The following is a 17,349-nucleotide window of genomic DNA, read 5'->3' as shown; positions in this document are numbered from 1 at the left end:
CGACGTCACCGAGCTGTTGGTCGTGCTCAGACCCGTCGACAGCGAGCTGACGCTGCTCGACGTCGAAGTCGACAGCGAGTCCAAATTGCTGTTCGTCGTGCTCAACCCAGTCGACAGCGAATTCACACCGCTTTGCGCCGTGCTGATACCGGTCGAGGCCGATGTCGACAGTGAACTCAACTGGCTATAGTTCACTGCGTCGGTCGGATCTACGCCTGCTGCCACGTTGGTCAATTTGACTGGCGCAGTCGCGCTTGTACCACCCAGCGTCACTGACGTATGAGCCGAATTGTCATACTGCACCGAATTTGCTACACCGGTCGACAGCGAAGCAACCGAACTGTTGGTCACGCTCAGGCTGGTCGACAATGACGTAACGCCGCTTTGCGCTGTGCTGATGCCCGTCGACGCCGACGTCGACAGTGATGTGACCGAGCTGTTCGTCGAGCTCAGGCCGGTCGAAAGCGACGTCACCCCACTTTGTGCCGTGCTGATGCCCGTCGACGCCGACGTCGACAGTGAAGTGACCGAGCTGTTCGTCGAGCTCAGGCCGGTCGAGAGCGACGTCACCCCACTTTGTGCCGTGCTGATGCCCGTCGACGCCGACGTCGACAGTGAAGTGACCGAGCTGTTCGTCGAGCTCAAGCCGGTCGAAAGCGATGTAACCCCACTTTGTGCCGTGCTGATGCCCGTCGACGCCGACGTCGACAGTGATGTGACCGAGCTGTTCGTCGAGCTCAGGCCGGTCGAGAGCGACGTCACCCCGCTTTGCGCTGTGCTGATGCCCGTCGAGGCCGACGTCGACAGTGAAGTGACCGAGCTGTTCGTCGAGCTCAGGCCGGTCGAAAGCGACGTCACGCCGCTTTGCGCCGTGCTGATGCCCGTCGAGGCCGACGTCGACAGTGAGGTGACCGAGCTGTTCGTCGAGCTCAGGCCGGTCGAGAGCGACGTCACCCCACTTTGCGCCGTGCTGATGCCCGTCGACGCCGACGTCGACAGTGATGTGACCGAGCTGTTCGTCGAGCTCAGGCCGGTCGAGAGCGACGTCACCCCGCTTTGCGCCGTGCTGATACCGGTCGACGCCGAGGACGACAGCGACGTGACCGAGCTGTTGGTAGAACTTAGCCCTGTCGAGAGCGAGGCAATTGCGCTACTTTGCGACCCAGAACTAGAATTGGCAACGACAGTAGACAAGCTGGAAACACGCGAATCGACGGCAGTGACAGCTAAGTTTGTTGAATAAAGTTGCGATCCGTTTACCGCATCCGTACTCGTTGACAGTAGCTGCCCCGCAGCGACATTGGTAATAGTTCTCTCAGAACCGGCGGAGCCCACGCTGACGGTCCCGATAGGACCAATTCCAGCGAAAACATAGGTCACACCGTTGATAGTCGCCCATCCAGTAGCGACCGCACCGCTCGACTTTGAGCCATTCCCTAAAGCCACGTCGTTAGTGCCTCCAGCCGTGGCGTAATAGCCGATCGCAGTCGCGCCCGCAGCCGCCGCGAGACTACCTGAACCGAGTGCCGTAGCGTTCTTTCCGGTCGCGCTTGCAAGGTGCCCCACCGCTACGGACTCAAAGCCGGTAGCAGTTGCATACGAGCCGACAGCTACCGCTGGGACGTAGGTTGCAGTTGGGCTCGAAACCGAATTCGCAAGAGCCCCTTGTCCGATGGCGATATCGCCGGCGCCCGTCGCAGTCGAGGTCGATCCGATCGCGATCGTGCCAGTTTGAGTCGCAATCCCGCCGTCGGCAGAATATTGCGCCAAAACCAATTGGGGACAAGCGACCAAAGCAACCGCGACCAACGCGGCGACACTTCGTTTGTTAGGTTTCCCACGAGCCGACTCATTTTCCGATGCCGCTACCCAGGCGCCGAGCGCCTCGTTCCAAATTGTCCTGTAACTCTTGTTCATTTTCGACCCACCCGAATCACGCAAAACGGTGCTATCACCATCCAGCTTTCACACCACACCGATCCCTGGATAAAGATCGGCAATCTGACGGTGGCCGAATGAATCTATTCCACCGATTAGCCGTGATTTTCCAATCCATCGTCATCACCAGGGCTGAACGTTTATCAACATTGCGCACCACTTCGGTGAAAAATTGCAAACTTTCGCAAAACAATCTCGCACTCGATCAATCGCCAAATAATTGGCGAGTGTCGTTTTCTCTGAACTTTTCAAAAATTTTTCACTTCCGCATCGATCACGAAAATTTCGAAAGCACGAGTGTGACATTCGTGACAATATTTCACGGAAGGCTACAAAGAGGTATTTCCCAGGATTTTTCCGGCATCAAGAACCGATGTAGCTCCCTTAGGCCAAGAGCAGCCACAACGCAATCCGATCTACCTTCCAGGGGAAAAATATTGGAAAAGTATCGAAAATATATTGAATTCAAAAATCGACTCGATCGAGAGCTCGAGCTCGAGCGGAGGAAGGTGATTGATGAAGTGATTTCGGAGATCCGCGCCTGCATCGATTTGTTCAAACTCTCTGAGGGCGACATTTTTCCTCATAAACACGAACATCGGCGAACAAGGAAACCGAAATACTACGACCCGGTCTCTGGCCAAACATGGTCGGGAGTAGGTCGTGAGCCGCTCTGGATTAGGAATGGAGATCGAAGCAAATACCTTATCAAACAAACCGATCTTTAGTAAGCTCGGATAACATAAATCCCGACACCCCTATAAATACTCGCCAGGCACCCAAGAATTGCGAAGTCCATATGTGAATATAGGGGCATTCAATCGAAACATTCGATGGGTCCCCACGTCGGATCTCACACTCCAGCACTTCTCGTTCGCAGACGGCATTCGACCATTTATCGGCAGTTAGATATGAAGATATTGTTATTGGATAGCAACCAAGCGCATCGAGATTACGTGATCGCTCTTGAGAAATTAAAAGAAAATGACGTGACTTTCGCAACCAATGGCGCTCAAGCGTTGAATATTCTTCGCCGAGCCATGTTTGACCTCATTATTCTCGACTTGTCATCTCCACATATTTCTGGAATAGATGTACTTCGATGGATTCGCAACAATCTTGGCAATAAAATTCCGGTTGTTATTTTTTCGAGCAAATCTACAGATTATTCTCCAGTAGAGGCGTTAAACGCCGGCGCAGACGACTGTATCAAAATGCCTGTAAGCACAAGTGAGTTTATCGCAAGAGTGAATGCCGTCTCTAGGCGCGCGATCGCCCGAGAAGATTATGATGGAACGATTTCAGTCGGTGCGTACGTTGTTCCGCGGGGAGGGCAAAATATCTTCGTCGACGGGCAAGCTGTGAAAGTAACCAGAATGGAGTTCGACATTATTGCCGCACTTTTTAGAAATATCGGACACACGGTTCCGCGCGAGCACTTTATTACTTCTTTGTGGGGAAGCAGGGTCGATATATCCTCACGTTCGCTCGACACTCACGTGTATCGCGCCAAAAGCAAACTTCGATTAAATGGTTCTCACGGATTTCTTTTGCGGTCAATATACAATCTCGGCTACCGCCTTGAAAGGCTCTGAAAATAAGGACCCACCCAAGACAATCCGGCAAGCGTCGGCCGCCGACTGTCGATGCCCTATTCCGTCAGCTGCGGCCAATGAGGCTGTTTGCCGGCAAAAAAAGCTTGTAGACCGACAGCTTCCGATAGATGGCGGCCGTTGGATGGCGAGCAGTCTCCGGGTTCAGGCACGCAGAACGTCTCCTTACCAAACGGGGATATTGTCAAACGTTCGAGTGCCTCTCAACAAGACGATAAGCAACGCCGCACCGATGAGGTCACATGCGCCAAATGCGGTAAAGAAAATCCCATAGCCCAGTTTGTCGGCTGCTAAACCTAATAGTAGAGAAAATCCGAGACCTCCCAAGGAGGCGAACATCCCTATCATGCCAGCCGCTGTACCGACTTCGCCAGGTTCAAAGAGATCTGTAGACAAGGTATTTAGAAGAACAGAAATCATTTGATGAGCAAATCCTCCGACGCAGAATAATGCGATTGCTTGATAAGGAGAAGCCGTCAATCCAATGCAAGCCGGCCCCAGCATCAGAACTGCCCCAAGGGCAATGCCGACGACACGCGATGCGACTAAGGATATGTGGAAGCGCTCGGTCACGAAGGGAGAGAGATACCCACCAAACAGACCACCCAAATCAGCAGCCAGGAACGGCAACCAGGCGAACATTGCAATCTGCCTCAAGTCCATGTGCCGTTCTGTTGCAAGATAAAGCGGCACCCAGAAGATTAGCGTTTGCCAGACCGGTTCAGCGAAGAAACGTGCTTGGGCTATTGCCCAGAAACCACGCTCTCTAAGAATTTTTCCCACGTGGCGGGTCTTGTCGTTTGGTTCGCTCGTGATTTGTAGGTATCCGTTTCCACTTTTAGCTCGTACCCGAATCATACCAATGTACCGTGCCGGGGAGCGGTAGGCGAGATACCAAATTACTGACCATACAAAGCCAAGGCCGCCCGTAATCGCGAACGCACTTTGCCAGCCGTACTGGCGCATCAGGAAAATGACGACTGGTGGGGCGAATAGGGACCCGAGCGACGTTCCAGCATTAAAGTAGCCGACTGCCACCGATTTTTCTCGATGCGGAAACCATTCGGAAACAATCTTCATGCCAGCTGGAATCGCAACAGCGTCTGCGGCTCCCTTTACAGCGCGTAGCGCCGCCAATGAAAGCCATCCGCCCGCGAATCCATGCAGTACACCAGAGAACGAGGATATGCAAATAAAAATGGCTACCCCCGCCCGCAGACCGATAGAGTCAAGGATCAGTCCACATACCGGCTGCATCACCAAGTAGCCAACTTGAAACGCGCCCACTACATACGAATATTCTCGTGTACTAAGGTCGAGCACGGACTTTAGTTCAGGCGCCATCACCCCCAATGCGTTGCGAGACAGATAATCGATGATTGTGCCGAGACACCCCATAACCACGATCCACCAACGCATGCCTGATGGTTGATTCATAATATTCTTGGATGCAATTGTAACAGCGGTTGGCGGCCCGACGACACAGTAGCCTCTAAACCAATATTCCCCAATCAACAAAGTTGGCGTCACGAACAACCTATCGAATACCACTCAGAAAAATCAAATTCTATGGCGCACAAATACCCCCTGAATATCGGTTAGCACCGGTACGGGAAATTGATCACATAATGCACAGGCGACGCAAATCGCGGACAACGATTGCCGAATCAACGTCAATCAACCACCATTTCTTGATTGAATCGATTCCGCTTGATTAATTCTGATGGCCTAACCTTCCACCGTCGCTTAAAGGAAGTTGAAAAATGGCTCATGTTGTTAAACCCGCATGACAAAGCGACATCGGTTACGCTAATATTTCCTTGAAGCAACATGTTCTTTGCCTGTTCAAGGCGCGCCTCCATTACATATTGATGCGGGGGAAGACCAGTATACTTAGAAAACAAGCTAACGAATCCATACAGATTTGATTCGAAGCCGGCGGCGTTTGCGATCTCCCGTACACGGAGCGTTGTATCAAGTCCGGAGTGAATGAACTCCAGGGCCCTGTCCATGATCGCATCTACGCGAGTCATGTCGCACTCCCACGTGGTATTCCTCGCCAACGCAGTGAAGCGATAAAGCGCCGAGAGTGCTAGCCATTCGGAATGCTCGATTCCGGCTGGGGTACCAGACAACGCGTCCTGTGCGATCTCCTCCAGGAGTTGCACTAGTATGCGATCGTGGATCCCTGCATACCATCCATACAGCGGGATTGGCCTTGGGCCGGTTACGCCCTGAAGCCAGTCTACGTTGATGACGAGGTGGGTCTGATCGAGGCTCGTTCCCCATCGGTAATTCAACGCTGCATTGGGCGGACCATATGCCACACTGCCATCTGAAGCGTCCACATATTGCCACCGCCCGAAACGGTTTAGGCTCTCGACTTGCTTGTGAGGCTTTCGATACAAGCAGAGGAGAAGATTGGACTCGAACCTCAAATCCCGAACTTCGCCTTCTTCGCCAATGTGATAGCGATGCACCTGCATTCCGTCCCAGGGCGATGCTATCGGTCCAATTTTCCATGCATCCGGCAGGTCCGTCAGAACCCGCCCCTCAGCCGGGGAATTGTCGAAAGGCGGCGACTGCCCCACCGAATTATTGCTCATGGTCTGTGACGTTTGGCGTACAAAGTCAAGGTAATTGGACCATATTTTGGACACAACTGCGAGATGATCATTTTGTATGATGAAAATTTAGCCAGCCTCAGCGCCCAATGCACCTAATGCAAAACGCTAAGAGCGTTCAGTAGAGCAAGAGGCTTCCGTACAATCTCTCTGGCCAAGGATTGGCCAACATTCTTGTCCATCTCCAACAGGTGAATGGCACTGCTTCGTCTGCACGACAAACGTCCAACATTGCTTGCGCACGCCCGGACAGCAGTTTTGGCCACTTCGGAGCAACAACCCTTAAAATTCCCCTACTTAGCGTTCGTCGGGGCGATCAAGATTGCTTCCATCGCGCACTAACCGACGGCCTGTCCATCGCTCGAATTGCGCAATTGCTCAGCGATTGCACCCATACCATTCGGAATTACGTCGCGGACCACGCGCCAATTCCGTGGCATCGCATCGAGCTGCTTCGACTGCTCGCACGCAAAGTCGATGCACCGCCGGTCCGGGCTGTAGCCGCATCGACGACGACCGAACAACCGGCCGTGGTCGCGAACATCGAGACGGACCCCGCCCCCCCCCCCCCGGCGTTCTGCCCGACGAGATGCTCGCATGGGTCGGCGTTCACGTCGCATTTCCTCTCCAGCCAACACCGCATTTCGTGATATTCCCGATCCGGGAAGCCGGCTTCCTGAACTGAACGAACCGACAACGCGTTATATTCTGGTCCCAGGCAGGACCACTCCGGAGCCTCCCGCTATCGCCACCCTTCCCTACGCGCTTCTTCACCCCGAGAGAACGATAAAAATGGACCACGCGCAATATTTCAACCAAAGCTCGATCCAGGCCGCGAATCTTCGCCTGCACTACCTATCGCAGTTGCTGCGCGAGCAGACGGGTTCGATCGTCCAGTACGGCATCCTGCGCGGGTTTCCCATCGGTTTCAGTCATTGGGCGGAAGTCGCGGTCGGCGGCTATCTGCTCGGCACCTACGAGATCGCCGTTTGCGCGATCCTGGAAGCGCTCGGGTCGCCTGAAAAGGTGCTGGTCGATCTCGGGGCCGCCGACGGCATTTTCGGCATCGGCCTGGTCAGGAACAACGTCTTTGCGCGCAGCCTGTGTTTCGAGATGGACGAGCAACGCCGCCACGCGATCCAGCACCGCGCCGCGGAAATGGGGCTGGCGGACCGCGTCGCCGTCTACGGAAAGGCCGATCGCAACCTGCCCGCGATCCTGTCGGAGCACGGCGGGGAGCCGGCCGGACGGGTCATCCTGTGCGATATCGAAGGCGCCGAGTTCGACCTGTTCGACGACGCGCTGCTGGAGCAGCTCTCCGGCAGCCACGTCATCGTCGAAATCCACGACTTCCTGCTTGCCGACCCTGAGCAAGCCGCTCGCGCATTCGATGAATTGAGTCAGCGCGCGAGCAAGTACTTCAACGTGTACGAGATCCGCGACGGGCTGCGGGACATTCGCAACATCCCGTTGCTGCGACACTGGTCGGACTGGGACGCATGGCTGATGTGCGTCGAGGCACGCTACCGCATGATGCGGTGGCTCTGGCTCGAGCCGAAAAGCCAGCCGCGGCGCTCCGATCACGACATCGATCGTCTGATCCTCGACTACCAGCGCCGAATTTTCGCCGTGTGACGGCCGCGCGCGGCGTGTAACCGCCGCGCGCGGCCGGCAACGTCACGATCGGGCGGGCGCATCCGGGCGAATCGCCGCCCGCTCGAACGAATGCGCGCTGACGATGGATGTGGACGGTAGCGCCTACCCGATTGCATCGTCGCCGGACAACGCCTGCGCCATCTCCGATATCGGCCTGCTCCAGTCACCCAATGTCGCTTGCCGGTACAACTGCATCGACCTGTACCACGGCGTGTCTCGATGGCAGTTGGACCAACGCTCGTCGCACGCCGCCGACAGCAGTACCCACACTGGCCGTCCGAGCGCGCCGGCGAGGTGGGCAGGCCCCGTATCCACCGTGATCAACAAATCGAGCGAATCGAGGATCACGGCCGTGTCTCCGAGATCGCTCAGCTCGTCACTGATGACGCCAATGCCATGTTTATCGAGCACCGCATATTCGTCGTCGGTGATCTTGCCGAACTGCAGCGCATGGAAGCGGCTCTGGGGCGCACCGAACAACGGCGCAAGTTGCTCCAGCGCGATCGATCGATAGGGTTCATGGCGCACCGAGGTACCGCTACGCCAGATCAGGCCAATTTCGCGAACGCCGTGGCGTCGATTTTTGAAAATGTCGGCAACCCGCGCCGCCATTTCCCGTCCGGCCGGTGCCTGCAAGTATGAATCGGTGTAGCTGGGAAAGTATGGCGTCGCCTGATAGCGCACGAAGAGGTCGAAGGTACAGATGACGCAATCACTTTGGTCGATCGCACTGCGGGCATCTTCTACGACGGTGATCCAATCCCATGCGGAAAATATCGTTGCCAGTGTGTTCGGCGCCTGCAACACGACAGCCTGTGCCCCTTCGTCCCGCAAGAGATGCAAATACCGAGAAAACATGATCACGTCGCCCAGTCCCCTCTCCTGAACGACGAGGACACGCTTTCCCGCGACCGATTCGTCGAATCGCAGAAGCTTGCCGACGATTTTTTCGTACTCGACGGTATCGCTCCGATAGATATTGGAAACGATAGCGGCTCGGCTCCAGGTATCGCGTAGCCGTCGGCTCAGGGCGTGGGCCTCGCGAAAACGACCTTGAGCGTATTGCGAGATCGCGAGTTCGACCTGCACGATTCTGAGATCAGGCTCATGATCGAGTTCGGTGATGGCTCGAGTCAATAGCGTTTCGGCCTGCGAAAAAAGGCCGAGATAGTTCATGTCGATGCCGATCTGCGCGCGAAAGAATGGCTCTTCAATGCGATCCGCGAGCTCCTTCATCAGTCGAATCGCTTCCTCCGCGTGGCCCGACAACCTGAGCGCGCGGCCCAGCGCGAGGCCGGTGCGCGCGGACTTCTCACGAAGGTAGGCGTTGTATGCAACGTCGAGCGCGAATTGATCGCTTGTCAATTTATCCCCGCATGGAATTCCGGTGATTCGGTTTCTATATACGATCGAGTTTTATTTTGGGCGCCGTCGACACGACGACGTATCGCGGTCGCCATTTCCGGTATCCGCCACCGCCACGCGATTCCCCCGTACCGGCAGCTTGCGGTCGCAGGCTGCGGGAAATATGCCGCTTGCGCGCGCGACCTCAATCCGCGAACGCGACAGGAAGATGGCCGGCCGTCGGCGGCATATCGCTACGACGCCGCGGCCACTTGCCGAACCTTACACTTTGCCCGCGCGACATAAAAGCCCTCCGCCCGGGAACATTTGTCAAATAACTTGAATGACCGACAACGGGCCGACGATTTCCCTTAACATCCGCCGTCATGTCGGCTCACGTCGAACACGGTCGACCGACCGTCGGGCATCGGCTATCGATCGTTCTATTGGACGCCCACCCGGCACCGATTTCATCCGCACCCCAGGACCGATCATGTTCCAGACTCCAGGAGATTCCTTCGTCAACGGTTCGTTGCTGGGCCTGTGCGTCGAGGTGCCGATTGCCGTGCTGGTTTCGCTGGCCATGCACGGTGTCGACTGGAACGGCCCGCGCGTCGCGATGCTCATCGCCACGCCCGTGCTGATCGCGTGCGTTGCGCTGCTGACCCGTCCGGTCGCATTCAGCACGGTATGGAAGCACAAGCGCTCGCCTTTCGAGCTCGACGACAATCTCCGCGCCTCGATCTATGGCCGGCTCTGCGGGATCGCGCTCGGCGTGGTGTTCGGCATCATGGTCGCGACGACGTTCTCCTGATCCGGTCGCCCGAACCTTCCGGCGAAACCCGCATCGCCACCGGTCGGCAAGCGCTTCCCGTTTCCTTGCGTCATCCCGCCGCAACCGGCGGATCGAACGACGTATCCCACAACGGCGCGACACGGGCCGGGCCGTTCAACACGCCGATGCGGGCAAACAGGCCCGCTCCCGCCCTACCAACGTTTCGCGGAATCGATATGCGAACGTGCGTAGCGCATCGGTCGGCCCTCGCCTAGCGAGGCGTTGCGTAAACGCATCGTCATGCGAACGACGGGTATTGCGCACATCGAACGATTTCATCGATCGATATGACCGCACACGTGCATTTTCGACACGCAACGTTCGCGGTCCGCGCGATGCGTTCGCCACAGCAGGCGTGCCGGACGCGATCGTGGCGCACATGCCGGGCCGACGGCAACGCACATTACAAATCGGCCGCGCAGCGATTTACAAACCACGGATCGGCCGTTCGTCGGCGCGTTCGTCGTCAATAGCATCGTGATCCTCACAAACGTATCGATAACGACAGAGGATGGTCATGATCAAAAAAACGGTGGCGCTGGGTTTGGTTTCGATCGGTTCGGTCAGCGCGCATGCGCAGAGTTCGGTGACGTTGTACGGCGTGGTCGACGCCGGCATCGCGTATACGAACAACCAGGGCGGCGCGAGCAACATCCAGCAGACGAGCGGCAAGCTGAGCGGCAGCCGCTGGGGCCTGAAAGGCGCGGAGGATCTCGGCGGCGGCCTGCAGGCGATCTTCACGCTGGAAAGCGGGTTCCGGCCGAGCGACGGCGGGCTCGGCCAGGGCGGCCGCCTGTTCGGCCGGTCCGCGTACGTGGGGCTCGGCAAGAAAGGCCTCGGCACGCTGACGTTCGGCCGTCAGTACGAGCCGATCACCGATCTCGTCGCGCAGTACTCGGGGGCCGGTTTCTGGTCGCCGGCCACGCACGTGGGCGACAACGACAACATGAACCAGAGTTTCCGGCTGAACAACGCGGTGAAGTTCCGCAGCGACACGATCGCCGGCTTCACGGCCGACCTGCTCTATGCATTCAGCAACCAGACCAATGGCGGCGCGGGCACCGGATTCTCGAACAACAACGCGTGGGGCGCATCGGCGAACTACGTGAACGGCCCGCTGTCGATCGGCGGCGGCTATGTGCGATTCAACCATCCGAATGCGACGTCGAATACGAGCGGCGCGGTGGGCGGCGCGACCTCGAGCACCGGCAACGACTACAGCGGCGCGTTCTTCTACGGGCTGAACGGCGGCGTACTGAAGCAGCAGATCGGCGCGGCGGGCGCGAACTACGCGCTCGGCCGCGCGACGCTCGGCTTCGCATGGAGCCATACGCAGCTCGACTATCTCGACGGCTCGTCGCGCAAGTTCAACAACTACGACGTGAACGCGCGCTACCAGATCACGCCGGCGGCGACGCTGATCGGCGTCTATACGTTTACCGACGGGCGCGCGAGCGGCTTGCCGGGCACGAGCGGCCAGACGCTGAAGCCGCGCTGGCACCAGTTCACGCTCGGGTTCGACTATGCGTTGTCGAAGCGCACCGATATCTATGTGTCGGGTATCTACCAGCTCGCAGCCGGCGATGCGAGCACCTCGACGTCGGGCGGCTATCGCAAGATCGCGGCGATCTCGAACATCGGCAGCGCGTCGTCGACGAACCGCCAGCTTGCGTTCGTCAGCGGGCTGCGCGTGAAGTTCTGACGGCACCTGCATCGGACGCGGCGCGACAAGCGCCATCCGTAGCGTATCGGGACGCCCCGGCGCATGTGAAAAGCCGCTTTCGGCCTACGTCATGCATGCGCCGGGATCGATCGCGCTAGGCCCGTCAGTGCTGGATGCCCCAGCGCCGCACGGTCGCGCGTTCGAGCGTATCGAACACGAGGTTCTCGATCAGCAGCCCGATCACGATGACGGCCGCGAGGCCCGCGAACACGCGATCCGTATACAGCTCGTTGCGGTTCTGGAAGATGTACCAGCCGAGGCCGCCCTGCCCCGCGCTCGCGCCGAACACGAGTTCGGCCGCGATCAGCGTGCGCCATGCGAAGGCCCAGCCGACGCGCAAGCCGGACAGGATCGACGGCAGCGCGGCCGGCACGAGGATCAGCGCGATCTGGCGCAGCCCCGTGAGCCCGTAGTTGCGCCCCGCCATTTTCAGCGTGGCGGGCACGCCGGCAAAGCCGGTATACATGCTGAGCGCGAGCGGCCACAGCACCGCATGCACGAGCACGAACAGCAGGCTGCCGGTGCCGAGCCCGAACCACAGCAGCGCGATCGGCAGCAACGCGATCGACGGCAGCGGATTGAACATCGACGTGAGCATCGTGAGCAGATCGCGGCCGATGCGCGTGGATACCGCAAGCGACGTCAGCGCGAACGCCAGCAGCACGCCCAGCGCATAGCCGCGCAGCAGCACCGACATCGAGATGCCGGTCTTGACCAGCAGTTCGCCCGACTCGATGCCTTGCACGAACGCGGCCAGCGTCGCGCCGAAAGTCGGGACGAGCAGATCGTTCGCGACGATGCGCGCGACGATCTCCCATGCGGCGATCAGCACGAGCGCGATGACGCTGCGGCGAAACCACGCGGCGGCGCCGATGCGGCGCATGAGCGGCGCCGGCGCCGCGCGCTCGGCATCGGGCAGCGCGTCGAGCGTGCGCGTGTATTCGGCGCGCACGGGCGGCAGCGGCGGCAGGAGGGGATCGAGCGTACTCACGATGCGGCGTCCTCCGTCGTCGGTGCGTGGGGTGCGTCGGTGTCGAACAGCAGGCGATGGATCCGCGCGACGTTGTCGCGGAAGTCGCCGGTGTCGACGTCGTCGAGCGAATGCTCGTGACTGTTGAGCTCGGCGCGCACGCGGCCCGGATGCGGCGACAGCAGCAGAATCCGGTTGCCGACCACGAGCGCCTCCTCGATCGAATGCGTGACGAACAGCAGCGTGAAGCGGAATTCGTCCCACAGTCGCAGCAGTTCCTCCTGCATCTTGCGGCGCGTGAGCGCGTCGAGCGCGGCGAACGGTTCGTCCATCAGCAGCACGCGCGGCTGCATCGCCAGCGCCCGGGCAATCGCGACACGCTGTTTCATGCCGCCCGACAGCGTATGCGGATAGGCGTCGGCAAACGTGCCGAGGCCGACCTTGTCGAGATAGTGCAGCGCGCGTTCGCGCGCTTCGGCACGCGACAGCTTCGCGGCGGCGCGCAACGGAAACGCGACGTTCTCGACGACCGTCTTCCACGGCGGCAACTGGTCGAACTCCTGGAACACGACGATGCGGTCCGGCCCCGGCCCGCGTACCGGCCGGCCGTCGAGCGCGATCGAACCCGAGACGGGCTCGATGAAGCCGGCGATCGCCTTCAGCAGCGTCGACTTCCCGCACCCCGACGGGCCGAGCAGCACGAAGCGGTCGCTGCCGTACACGTCGAAGCTCACCCGATGCGTCGCGCGAACGATCCGCGCGCCGCTGCGGTATTCGAGGCTGACCTCGTCGATGGCGAGCAGGCGTTCGCTGTGCGTGCCGGCGGGCGCGGCGTTCGCTGCGGGCCGGCCGGCGGCACGTATGTCGGGCGCGGCGGATGCGGCCGGCGACGCGCCGTCACGCGCCGCATAGGGCGGCAACCAGGTTCGGGGAGAAGTGGCGTTCACGATCGAATCTCTTGCGGGCAAAGCATCAACATACGGCCGGGCGTCGTGCGGACCAACCATCGATTGTGCATATCGAAACCGCGTCGACGCATAAGCGTCGATCGCGGCGTCGCAGCATCGGCGCCGCTCAACTGCCGCCGGCCGTCGCGGGATCGTCGAAGAAGTAGTCGCGCCACGACTTCGGTTCGTTGCGGATCGCACCGGTGCGATGCATGAACTGCGCGAGCGGCAGCGTATTCTGCGGCGCGGTCTTGAACTGCACCTGCGGATTGCGCAGGATCTTCAGCAGCAGCGCGCGATCGATCTTCGACGCGTTCACGCGAATATAGGTATCGGCCGCCCGCTCCGGATCGGCCGCGATCTGCCGGGCGGCATCGGCCAGCGCGGCGACGAACGCGCGGTAGGTCTTCGGGTTGTCGTCGCGGAATTTCTCGGTCGCGTACAGCACCGTCGCGGAGCTCGGGCCGCCGAGCACGTCATACGAATTCAGCACGATGTGCGCGTTCGGGTTGCCGGCGAGCTCCTGCTCCTGGAACGGCGGATTGCCGAAGTGACCGGTGATCACGTTGCTGTTCGCGAGAATCGCGGCCGTCGCGTCGGGATGCGGAATCGCCTGCGTGAGTGCGTCGAGCTTGTCGAACTGCTTGTCGCCCCACTGCTTCGCGGCCGCGTACTGCAGCACGCGCGACTGCACCGACACGCCGACCGCCGGCACCGCGATCCGGTCCTTCGTGCTCAGGTCGGCGATCGTCTTCACGTTCGGGTTGCTGCTCACGAGGTAATACGGAAAATTGCCGAGCGACGCGACGCCCTTCACGTTCTGCCGGCCGCGCGTGCGGTCCCACACGGTCAAGAGCGGGCCGACGCCCGCGCCCGCGACATCCACCGCGCCGGACAACAGCGCGTCGTTCACGGCCGCGCCGCCCGACAGCCGCACCCAGTCGACCTTGATGTCGAGGCCCGCCTTGCGCCCCTCCTTCTCGATCAGTTGCTGGTCGCGCGCGACGTTCAGCATCAGGTAGACGACGCCGAACTGCTCGGCGATGCGGATGCGGCCCTCGGCGTGCGCAGCTTGCGGGATCGCCGCGCCCGCGAAAGCGAGCGCGGCGGTGAGCGTGGCCGCCAGCGCGCAACGCGCCGGCAAAAACGAAAACGACATCGGAACTCCGGTCAGGAAGGGGCGAAAATGAACGACGCGGCGCGCGGCTCAGAAAGGCGCGTCGCCTTCGATCGTCGTGCGGTACAGCTTGCGGCGCAGGTGGTCGGGCGTGCCGGCGGCGAGATGCATCAGCGAACGGTTGTCCCAGAACACCAGGTCGTGGTCGCGCCATGCGTGTCGATACAGGTGCTCGGCGCGCACGCTGTGCGCGAACAATTCGTCGAGCAGCGCGCGGCTTTCGTCGTCGGGCAACCCGACGATGCGCGTCGTGAAATGCTCGCTGACGAACAGCGCCTGGCGGCCGGTTTCCGGATGCGTGCGCACGACCGGATGAACGACCGCCGCGACCTGCGCGATCTGCTCGGGCGACAGGTTGGGCCGCCACGGGCTGCGCGCCTGCAATTCCGCATAACGCGCCAGATACGTATGCTCCGCGCGCCGCCCTTCGATCGCGCGGCGCAGATGGGCCGGCAGCGTGTCCCATGCGAGATGCATGTTCGCGAACAGCGTGTCGCCGCCTTCCGCCGGCAGCTCCTGCGCGTGCAGCAGCGAGCCGAGGCTCGGCTTTTCCTTGTACGACAGGTCGGAATGCCAGAAATGGCCGGCGTCGCCGAGCCCGATCGGTTTACCGTTCTCGACGATGTTGGACACGATCAGCACTTCCGGGTGGCCGGCCAGCGCGAACTGGTGCAGCACGTGAATCTGCAGCGGGCCGAAGCGGCGGCTGAACGCGATGTGCTCGTCCGGCGTGATGCGCTGATCGCGAAATACCAGCACGTGGTGATCGAGATGCGCACGATGGATGCGCGCGAAATCGTCGGCACCGAGCGGTTTCGACAGGTCGAGGCCGATCACTTCGGCGCCGAGCGGCGCGTCGAACGGCACGATGTCGAAGTGCTGCGCCACGCCGTCCGGCCGCAAGGCGGGATGCCCGGTGGAAAGCGTTGCGGCGTCGCGGAGGGCGGTAGTCGTCACGGCACGGCTCCTGATTCGGTCAAAACGCGAATCTACGAGGGCGTGCCGGCGGGCGTCAACGAAGCGATTCGGATACGTTTATCTGCTGCGGTGATAAAGATCGCTGCTCGCGCATACGGCGCCGATTCGGGCGGAATCGGCGATCGGCGTCGATGGCGGGAGGTTCCGGCCGCGTCCGACCGCGTCGCGCCGCCAGCCAACTAAGGTTGCCCGGCGCCACCCGACGCGCCATAGATCTGCCCGGTCACATAGCTCGCGCGCGACGACAGCAGCTCGACATAGATCGACGCGATCTCGGCCGGTTGTCCCGGCCGCCCCATCGGCACCTGTTCGCCGAACGTCTCCACGTTGTGCGTCGTCTGTCCGCCGCTGACCTGCAACGGCGTCCAGAACGGCCCCGGCGCGACGCCGTTCACGCGGATGCCGCGCTTGATCATCTGCTTCGCGAGCCCCTTCGTGAAATTCGCGATCGCCGCTTTCGTCATCGCGTAGTCCAGCAGATTCGCGGACGGGTCGTACGCATTGACCGACGTCGTATTGACGATCGCCGAACCGGGCGGCATGTGCGCAATCGCGGCCCGCGTGATCCAGAACATCGCGTAAAGGTTGGTGCGCAGCGTCCAGTCGAACTGCTCCGTGCTGATGTCGAGGATCGATTCGTGGCTCTGCTGGCGAGCCGCGTTGTTCACGAGGATGTCGAGCCCGCCGAGCGCGGCGACCGCCCGCTCGACGAGCCCGTTGCATGCGCTTTCGCTGCGGATGTCGACCGGCAGCGGCACCGCCTTGCGTCCCGCGCTGCGGATGAGGTCCACGACTTCGCGCGCATCGGGCTCCTCGTCGGGCAGATAGACGATCGCGACGTCCGCGCCTTCTCGTGCACAGGCGATCGCTACCGCGCGGCCGATGCCCGAGTCGCCGCCGGTGATCAGCGCCTTGCGGCCGTCGAGCCGGCCGCTGCCGCGATAGCTACGCTCGCCGTGATCGGGACGCGGCGTCATGCGGCCCGCAAGGCCCGGCCACGGCTGGTGCTGCTGCGGAAACGGCGCATGCGGATAGAGCGTGCGCGGATCGCGCGGCGCCGTATCGCCGGCGTCGGGCGGGCCGCCCGTTTGCGCGATCGTCGGCAGCGCGACGCTGGCGACCAGTCCGGCCGTCGTGCCCTGCACCCATTTGCGACGGGATTCGGAAACTTCGTCTGATGACATGATGGACTCCGGTGCGTGGATGGCGGAACGGAACGGGCGATTCGGGCGGCGGCGCCGCTACAGCGGTCGCGGCCGGTTGCCCGAATCGTCGGGCGCGTCGTGCTCGTCCGGCCACGGCTTGCCGGCCGGATCGCGCGCCTCGGTCTGGCGCGGATCGTCCGGCACGACCTTGCGCGCCTGATCGTCCGGAATCGTGTCCAGCTCGCCGCCGCCGGGCGCATGGCCGGAGCGCGCGGTCGATGCGCGGCCGGGTGTCGACTTGCGCCGGTCCGGCGCGCCGGTCGCCTCGCGTGCCGGGTCGGGCAACGCGGGGTTCTTTCGTCGAGTGTCCTGGGTCATGACTATCTCCCTGTTCGGATG

General features: G+C 60.9%; 15 protein-coding genes and 2 pseudogenes. 6 read left to right on the top strand and 11 right to left on the bottom strand.

Annotated elements, in window-relative coordinates:
* Window positions 1–195: pseudogene (locus WS61_RS36010) on the bottom strand (hypothetical protein); the annotation flags it as partial.
* A gap of 94 nt (window positions 196–289) precedes the next feature.
* On the opposite strand from WS61_RS36010, the gene WS61_RS36005 reads away from it, so the two are divergent.
* Entirely contained in the window at window positions 290–1,243 is a 954-nt protein-coding gene (locus tag WS61_RS36005) for a hypothetical protein (RefSeq protein WP_373557109.1), read from the top strand.
* A gap of 2 nt (window positions 1,244–1,245) precedes the next feature.
* On the opposite strand, the pseudogene WS61_RS36000 reads toward WS61_RS36005, so the two are convergent.
* A pseudogene (locus WS61_RS36000) lies at window positions 1,246–1,917 on the bottom strand (ESPR-type extended signal peptide-containing protein); the annotation flags it as partial.
* A gap of 98 nt (window positions 1,918–2,015) precedes the next feature.
* On the opposite strand from WS61_RS36000, the gene WS61_RS32570 reads away from it, so the two are divergent.
* Both WS61_RS32570 and WS61_RS32565 read left to right on the top strand, forming a co-directional pair.
* Window positions 2,016–2,666 (top strand): H-NS family nucleoid-associated regulatory protein, encoded by a 651-nt coding sequence (locus WS61_RS32570; RefSeq protein WP_095211590.1) that lies wholly within the window; start codon window positions 2,016–2,018, stop codon window positions 2,664–2,666.
* A 105-nt stretch (window positions 2,667–2,771) separates the two neighbouring features.
* Window positions 2,772–3,533, top strand: coding sequence for a response regulator transcription factor (locus WS61_RS32565; RefSeq protein ID WP_095211589.1), 762 nt, complete (start codon window positions 2,772–2,774; stop codon window positions 3,531–3,533).
* 183 nt (window positions 3,534–3,716) lie between these two features.
* Here WS61_RS32565 and WS61_RS32560 read toward each other — a convergent pair whose 3' ends face one another.
* Together WS61_RS32560 and WS61_RS32555 are read right to left on the bottom strand one after the other, a co-directional pair.
* Window positions 3,717–4,988 carry an MFS transporter gene (locus tag WS61_RS32560; RefSeq protein ID WP_095211588.1) on the bottom strand — a complete coding sequence of 424 codons (1,272 nt, stop codon included), beginning with the start codon at window positions 4,986–4,988 and terminating at the stop codon, window positions 3,717–3,719.
* A 236-nt stretch (window positions 4,989–5,224) separates the two neighbouring features.
* The gene (locus WS61_RS32555; protein ID WP_095211587.1) at window positions 5,225–6,157 is read right to left on the bottom strand and encodes an AraC family transcriptional regulator; all 933 of its coding nucleotides are present in this window, start codon (window positions 6,155–6,157) and stop codon (window positions 5,225–5,227) included.
* A 615-nt stretch (window positions 6,158–6,772) separates the two neighbouring features.
* Between WS61_RS32555 and WS61_RS04045 the strand changes: the two genes are divergently transcribed.
* Complete coding sequence (locus WS61_RS04045) at window positions 6,773–7,810, top strand: hypothetical protein (RefSeq protein WP_257126929.1); 1,038 nt, start codon at window positions 6,773–6,775, stop codon at window positions 7,808–7,810.
* A 123-nt stretch (window positions 7,811–7,933) separates the two neighbouring features.
* Here the strand turns inward: WS61_RS04045 and WS61_RS04040 are convergent, their stop codons facing one another.
* Entirely contained in the window at window positions 7,934–9,196 is a 1,263-nt protein-coding gene (locus WS61_RS04040) for a glycosyltransferase family 9 protein (RefSeq protein ID WP_059499340.1), read from the bottom strand.
* Between the two features lie 322 nt (window positions 9,197–9,518).
* Here WS61_RS04040 and WS61_RS04035 point away from each other — a divergent pair, with 322 nt between their 5' ends.
* Window positions 9,519–9,989, top strand: a complete 471-nt coding sequence (locus WS61_RS04035; protein ID WP_257126927.1) for a hypothetical protein — start codon at window positions 9,519–9,521, stop codon at window positions 9,987–9,989.
* A 538-nt stretch (window positions 9,990–10,527) separates the two neighbouring features.
* Window positions 10,528–11,712: a porin gene (locus WS61_RS04030; protein ID WP_059499349.1), complete on the top strand. Its 1,185-nt coding sequence runs from the start codon at window positions 10,528–10,530 to the stop codon at window positions 11,710–11,712.
* A 124-nt stretch (window positions 11,713–11,836) separates the two neighbouring features.
* Here WS61_RS04030 and WS61_RS04025 read toward each other — a convergent pair whose 3' ends face one another.
* The 6 genes from WS61_RS04025 to WS61_RS04000 form a co-directional block, all read right to left on the bottom strand.
* Window positions 11,837–12,724: an ABC transporter permease gene (locus WS61_RS04025; RefSeq protein WP_059499338.1), complete on the bottom strand. Its 888-nt coding sequence runs from the start codon at window positions 12,722–12,724 to the stop codon at window positions 11,837–11,839.
* The gene (locus WS61_RS04020) at window positions 12,721–13,710 is read right to left on the bottom strand and encodes an ABC transporter ATP-binding protein (protein ID WP_059499337.1); all 990 of its coding nucleotides are present in this window, start codon (window positions 13,708–13,710) and stop codon (window positions 12,721–12,723) included. Before WS61_RS04020 ends, WS61_RS04025 begins: the two co-directional genes overlap by 4 nt.
* Before the next feature lie 67 nt (window positions 13,711–13,777).
* Window positions 13,778–14,809: an ABC transporter substrate-binding protein gene (locus WS61_RS04015; RefSeq protein ID WP_059499336.1), complete on the bottom strand. Its 1,032-nt coding sequence runs from the start codon at window positions 14,807–14,809 to the stop codon at window positions 13,778–13,780.
* Window positions 14,810–14,857: 48 nt separating this feature from the next.
* Entirely contained in the window at window positions 14,858–15,784 is a 927-nt protein-coding gene (locus WS61_RS04010) for a TauD/TfdA family dioxygenase (RefSeq protein ID WP_059499335.1), read from the bottom strand.
* A gap of 200 nt (window positions 15,785–15,984) precedes the next feature.
* Window positions 15,985–16,989, bottom strand: a complete 1,005-nt coding sequence (locus WS61_RS04005; protein WP_059499334.1) for an SDR family oxidoreductase — start codon at window positions 16,987–16,989, stop codon at window positions 15,985–15,987.
* 57 nt (window positions 16,990–17,046) lie between these two features.
* On the bottom strand, window positions 17,047–17,328 hold the full coding sequence (locus tag WS61_RS04000; RefSeq protein ID WP_059499333.1) for a hypothetical protein: 282 nt from the start codon (window positions 17,326–17,328) through the stop codon (window positions 17,047–17,049).
* Window positions 17,329–17,349 lie beyond the last annotated feature (21 nt).

The sequence above is a fragment of the Burkholderia sp. ABCPW 11 genome (assembly GCF_001523445.1).
Classification (GTDB): Bacteria; Pseudomonadota; Gammaproteobacteria; order Burkholderiales; family Burkholderiaceae; genus Burkholderia.
The sequence above is the reverse complement of the archived record's forward strand: the minus strand, read 5'-3'. Positions and strand labels throughout refer to the sequence as shown.

Coding starts and splice junctions, on each gene's coding strand:
- WS61_RS32570 (WP_095211590.1), top strand. CDS start 2,016: ATGAATCTATTCCACCGATTAGCCGTGATTTTCCAATCCATCGTCATC.
- WS61_RS32565 (WP_095211589.1), top strand. CDS start 2,772: ATGGGTCCCCACGTCGGATCTCACACTCCAGCACTTCTCGTTCGCAGA.
- WS61_RS32560 (WP_095211588.1), bottom strand. CDS start 4,988: ATGAATCAACCATCAGGCATGCGTTGGTGGATCGTGGTTATGGGGTGT.
- WS61_RS32555 (WP_095211587.1), bottom strand. CDS start 6,157: ATGAGCAATAATTCGGTGGGGCAGTCGCCGCCTTTCGACAATTCCCCG.
- WS61_RS04045 (WP_257126929.1), top strand. CDS start 6,773: ATGGGTCGGCGTTCACGTCGCATTTCCTCTCCAGCCAACACCGCATTT.
- WS61_RS04035 (WP_257126927.1), top strand. CDS start 9,519: ATGACCGACAACGGGCCGACGATTTCCCTTAACATCCGCCGTCATGTC.
- WS61_RS04030 (WP_059499349.1), top strand. CDS start 10,528: ATGATCAAAAAAACGGTGGCGCTGGGTTTGGTTTCGATCGGTTCGGTC.
- WS61_RS04020 (WP_059499337.1), bottom strand. CDS start 13,710: ATGGTTGGTCCGCACGACGCCCGGCCGTATGTTGATGCTTTGCCCGCA.
- WS61_RS04015 (WP_059499336.1), bottom strand. CDS start 14,809: ATGTCGTTTTCGTTTTTGCCGGCGCGTTGCGCGCTGGCGGCCACGCTC.
- WS61_RS04005 (WP_059499334.1), bottom strand. CDS start 16,989: ATGTCATCAGACGAAGTTTCCGAATCCCGTCGCAAATGGGTGCAGGGC.
- WS61_RS04000 (WP_059499333.1), bottom strand. CDS start 17,328: ATGACCCAGGACACTCGACGAAAGAACCCCGCGTTGCCCGACCCGGCA.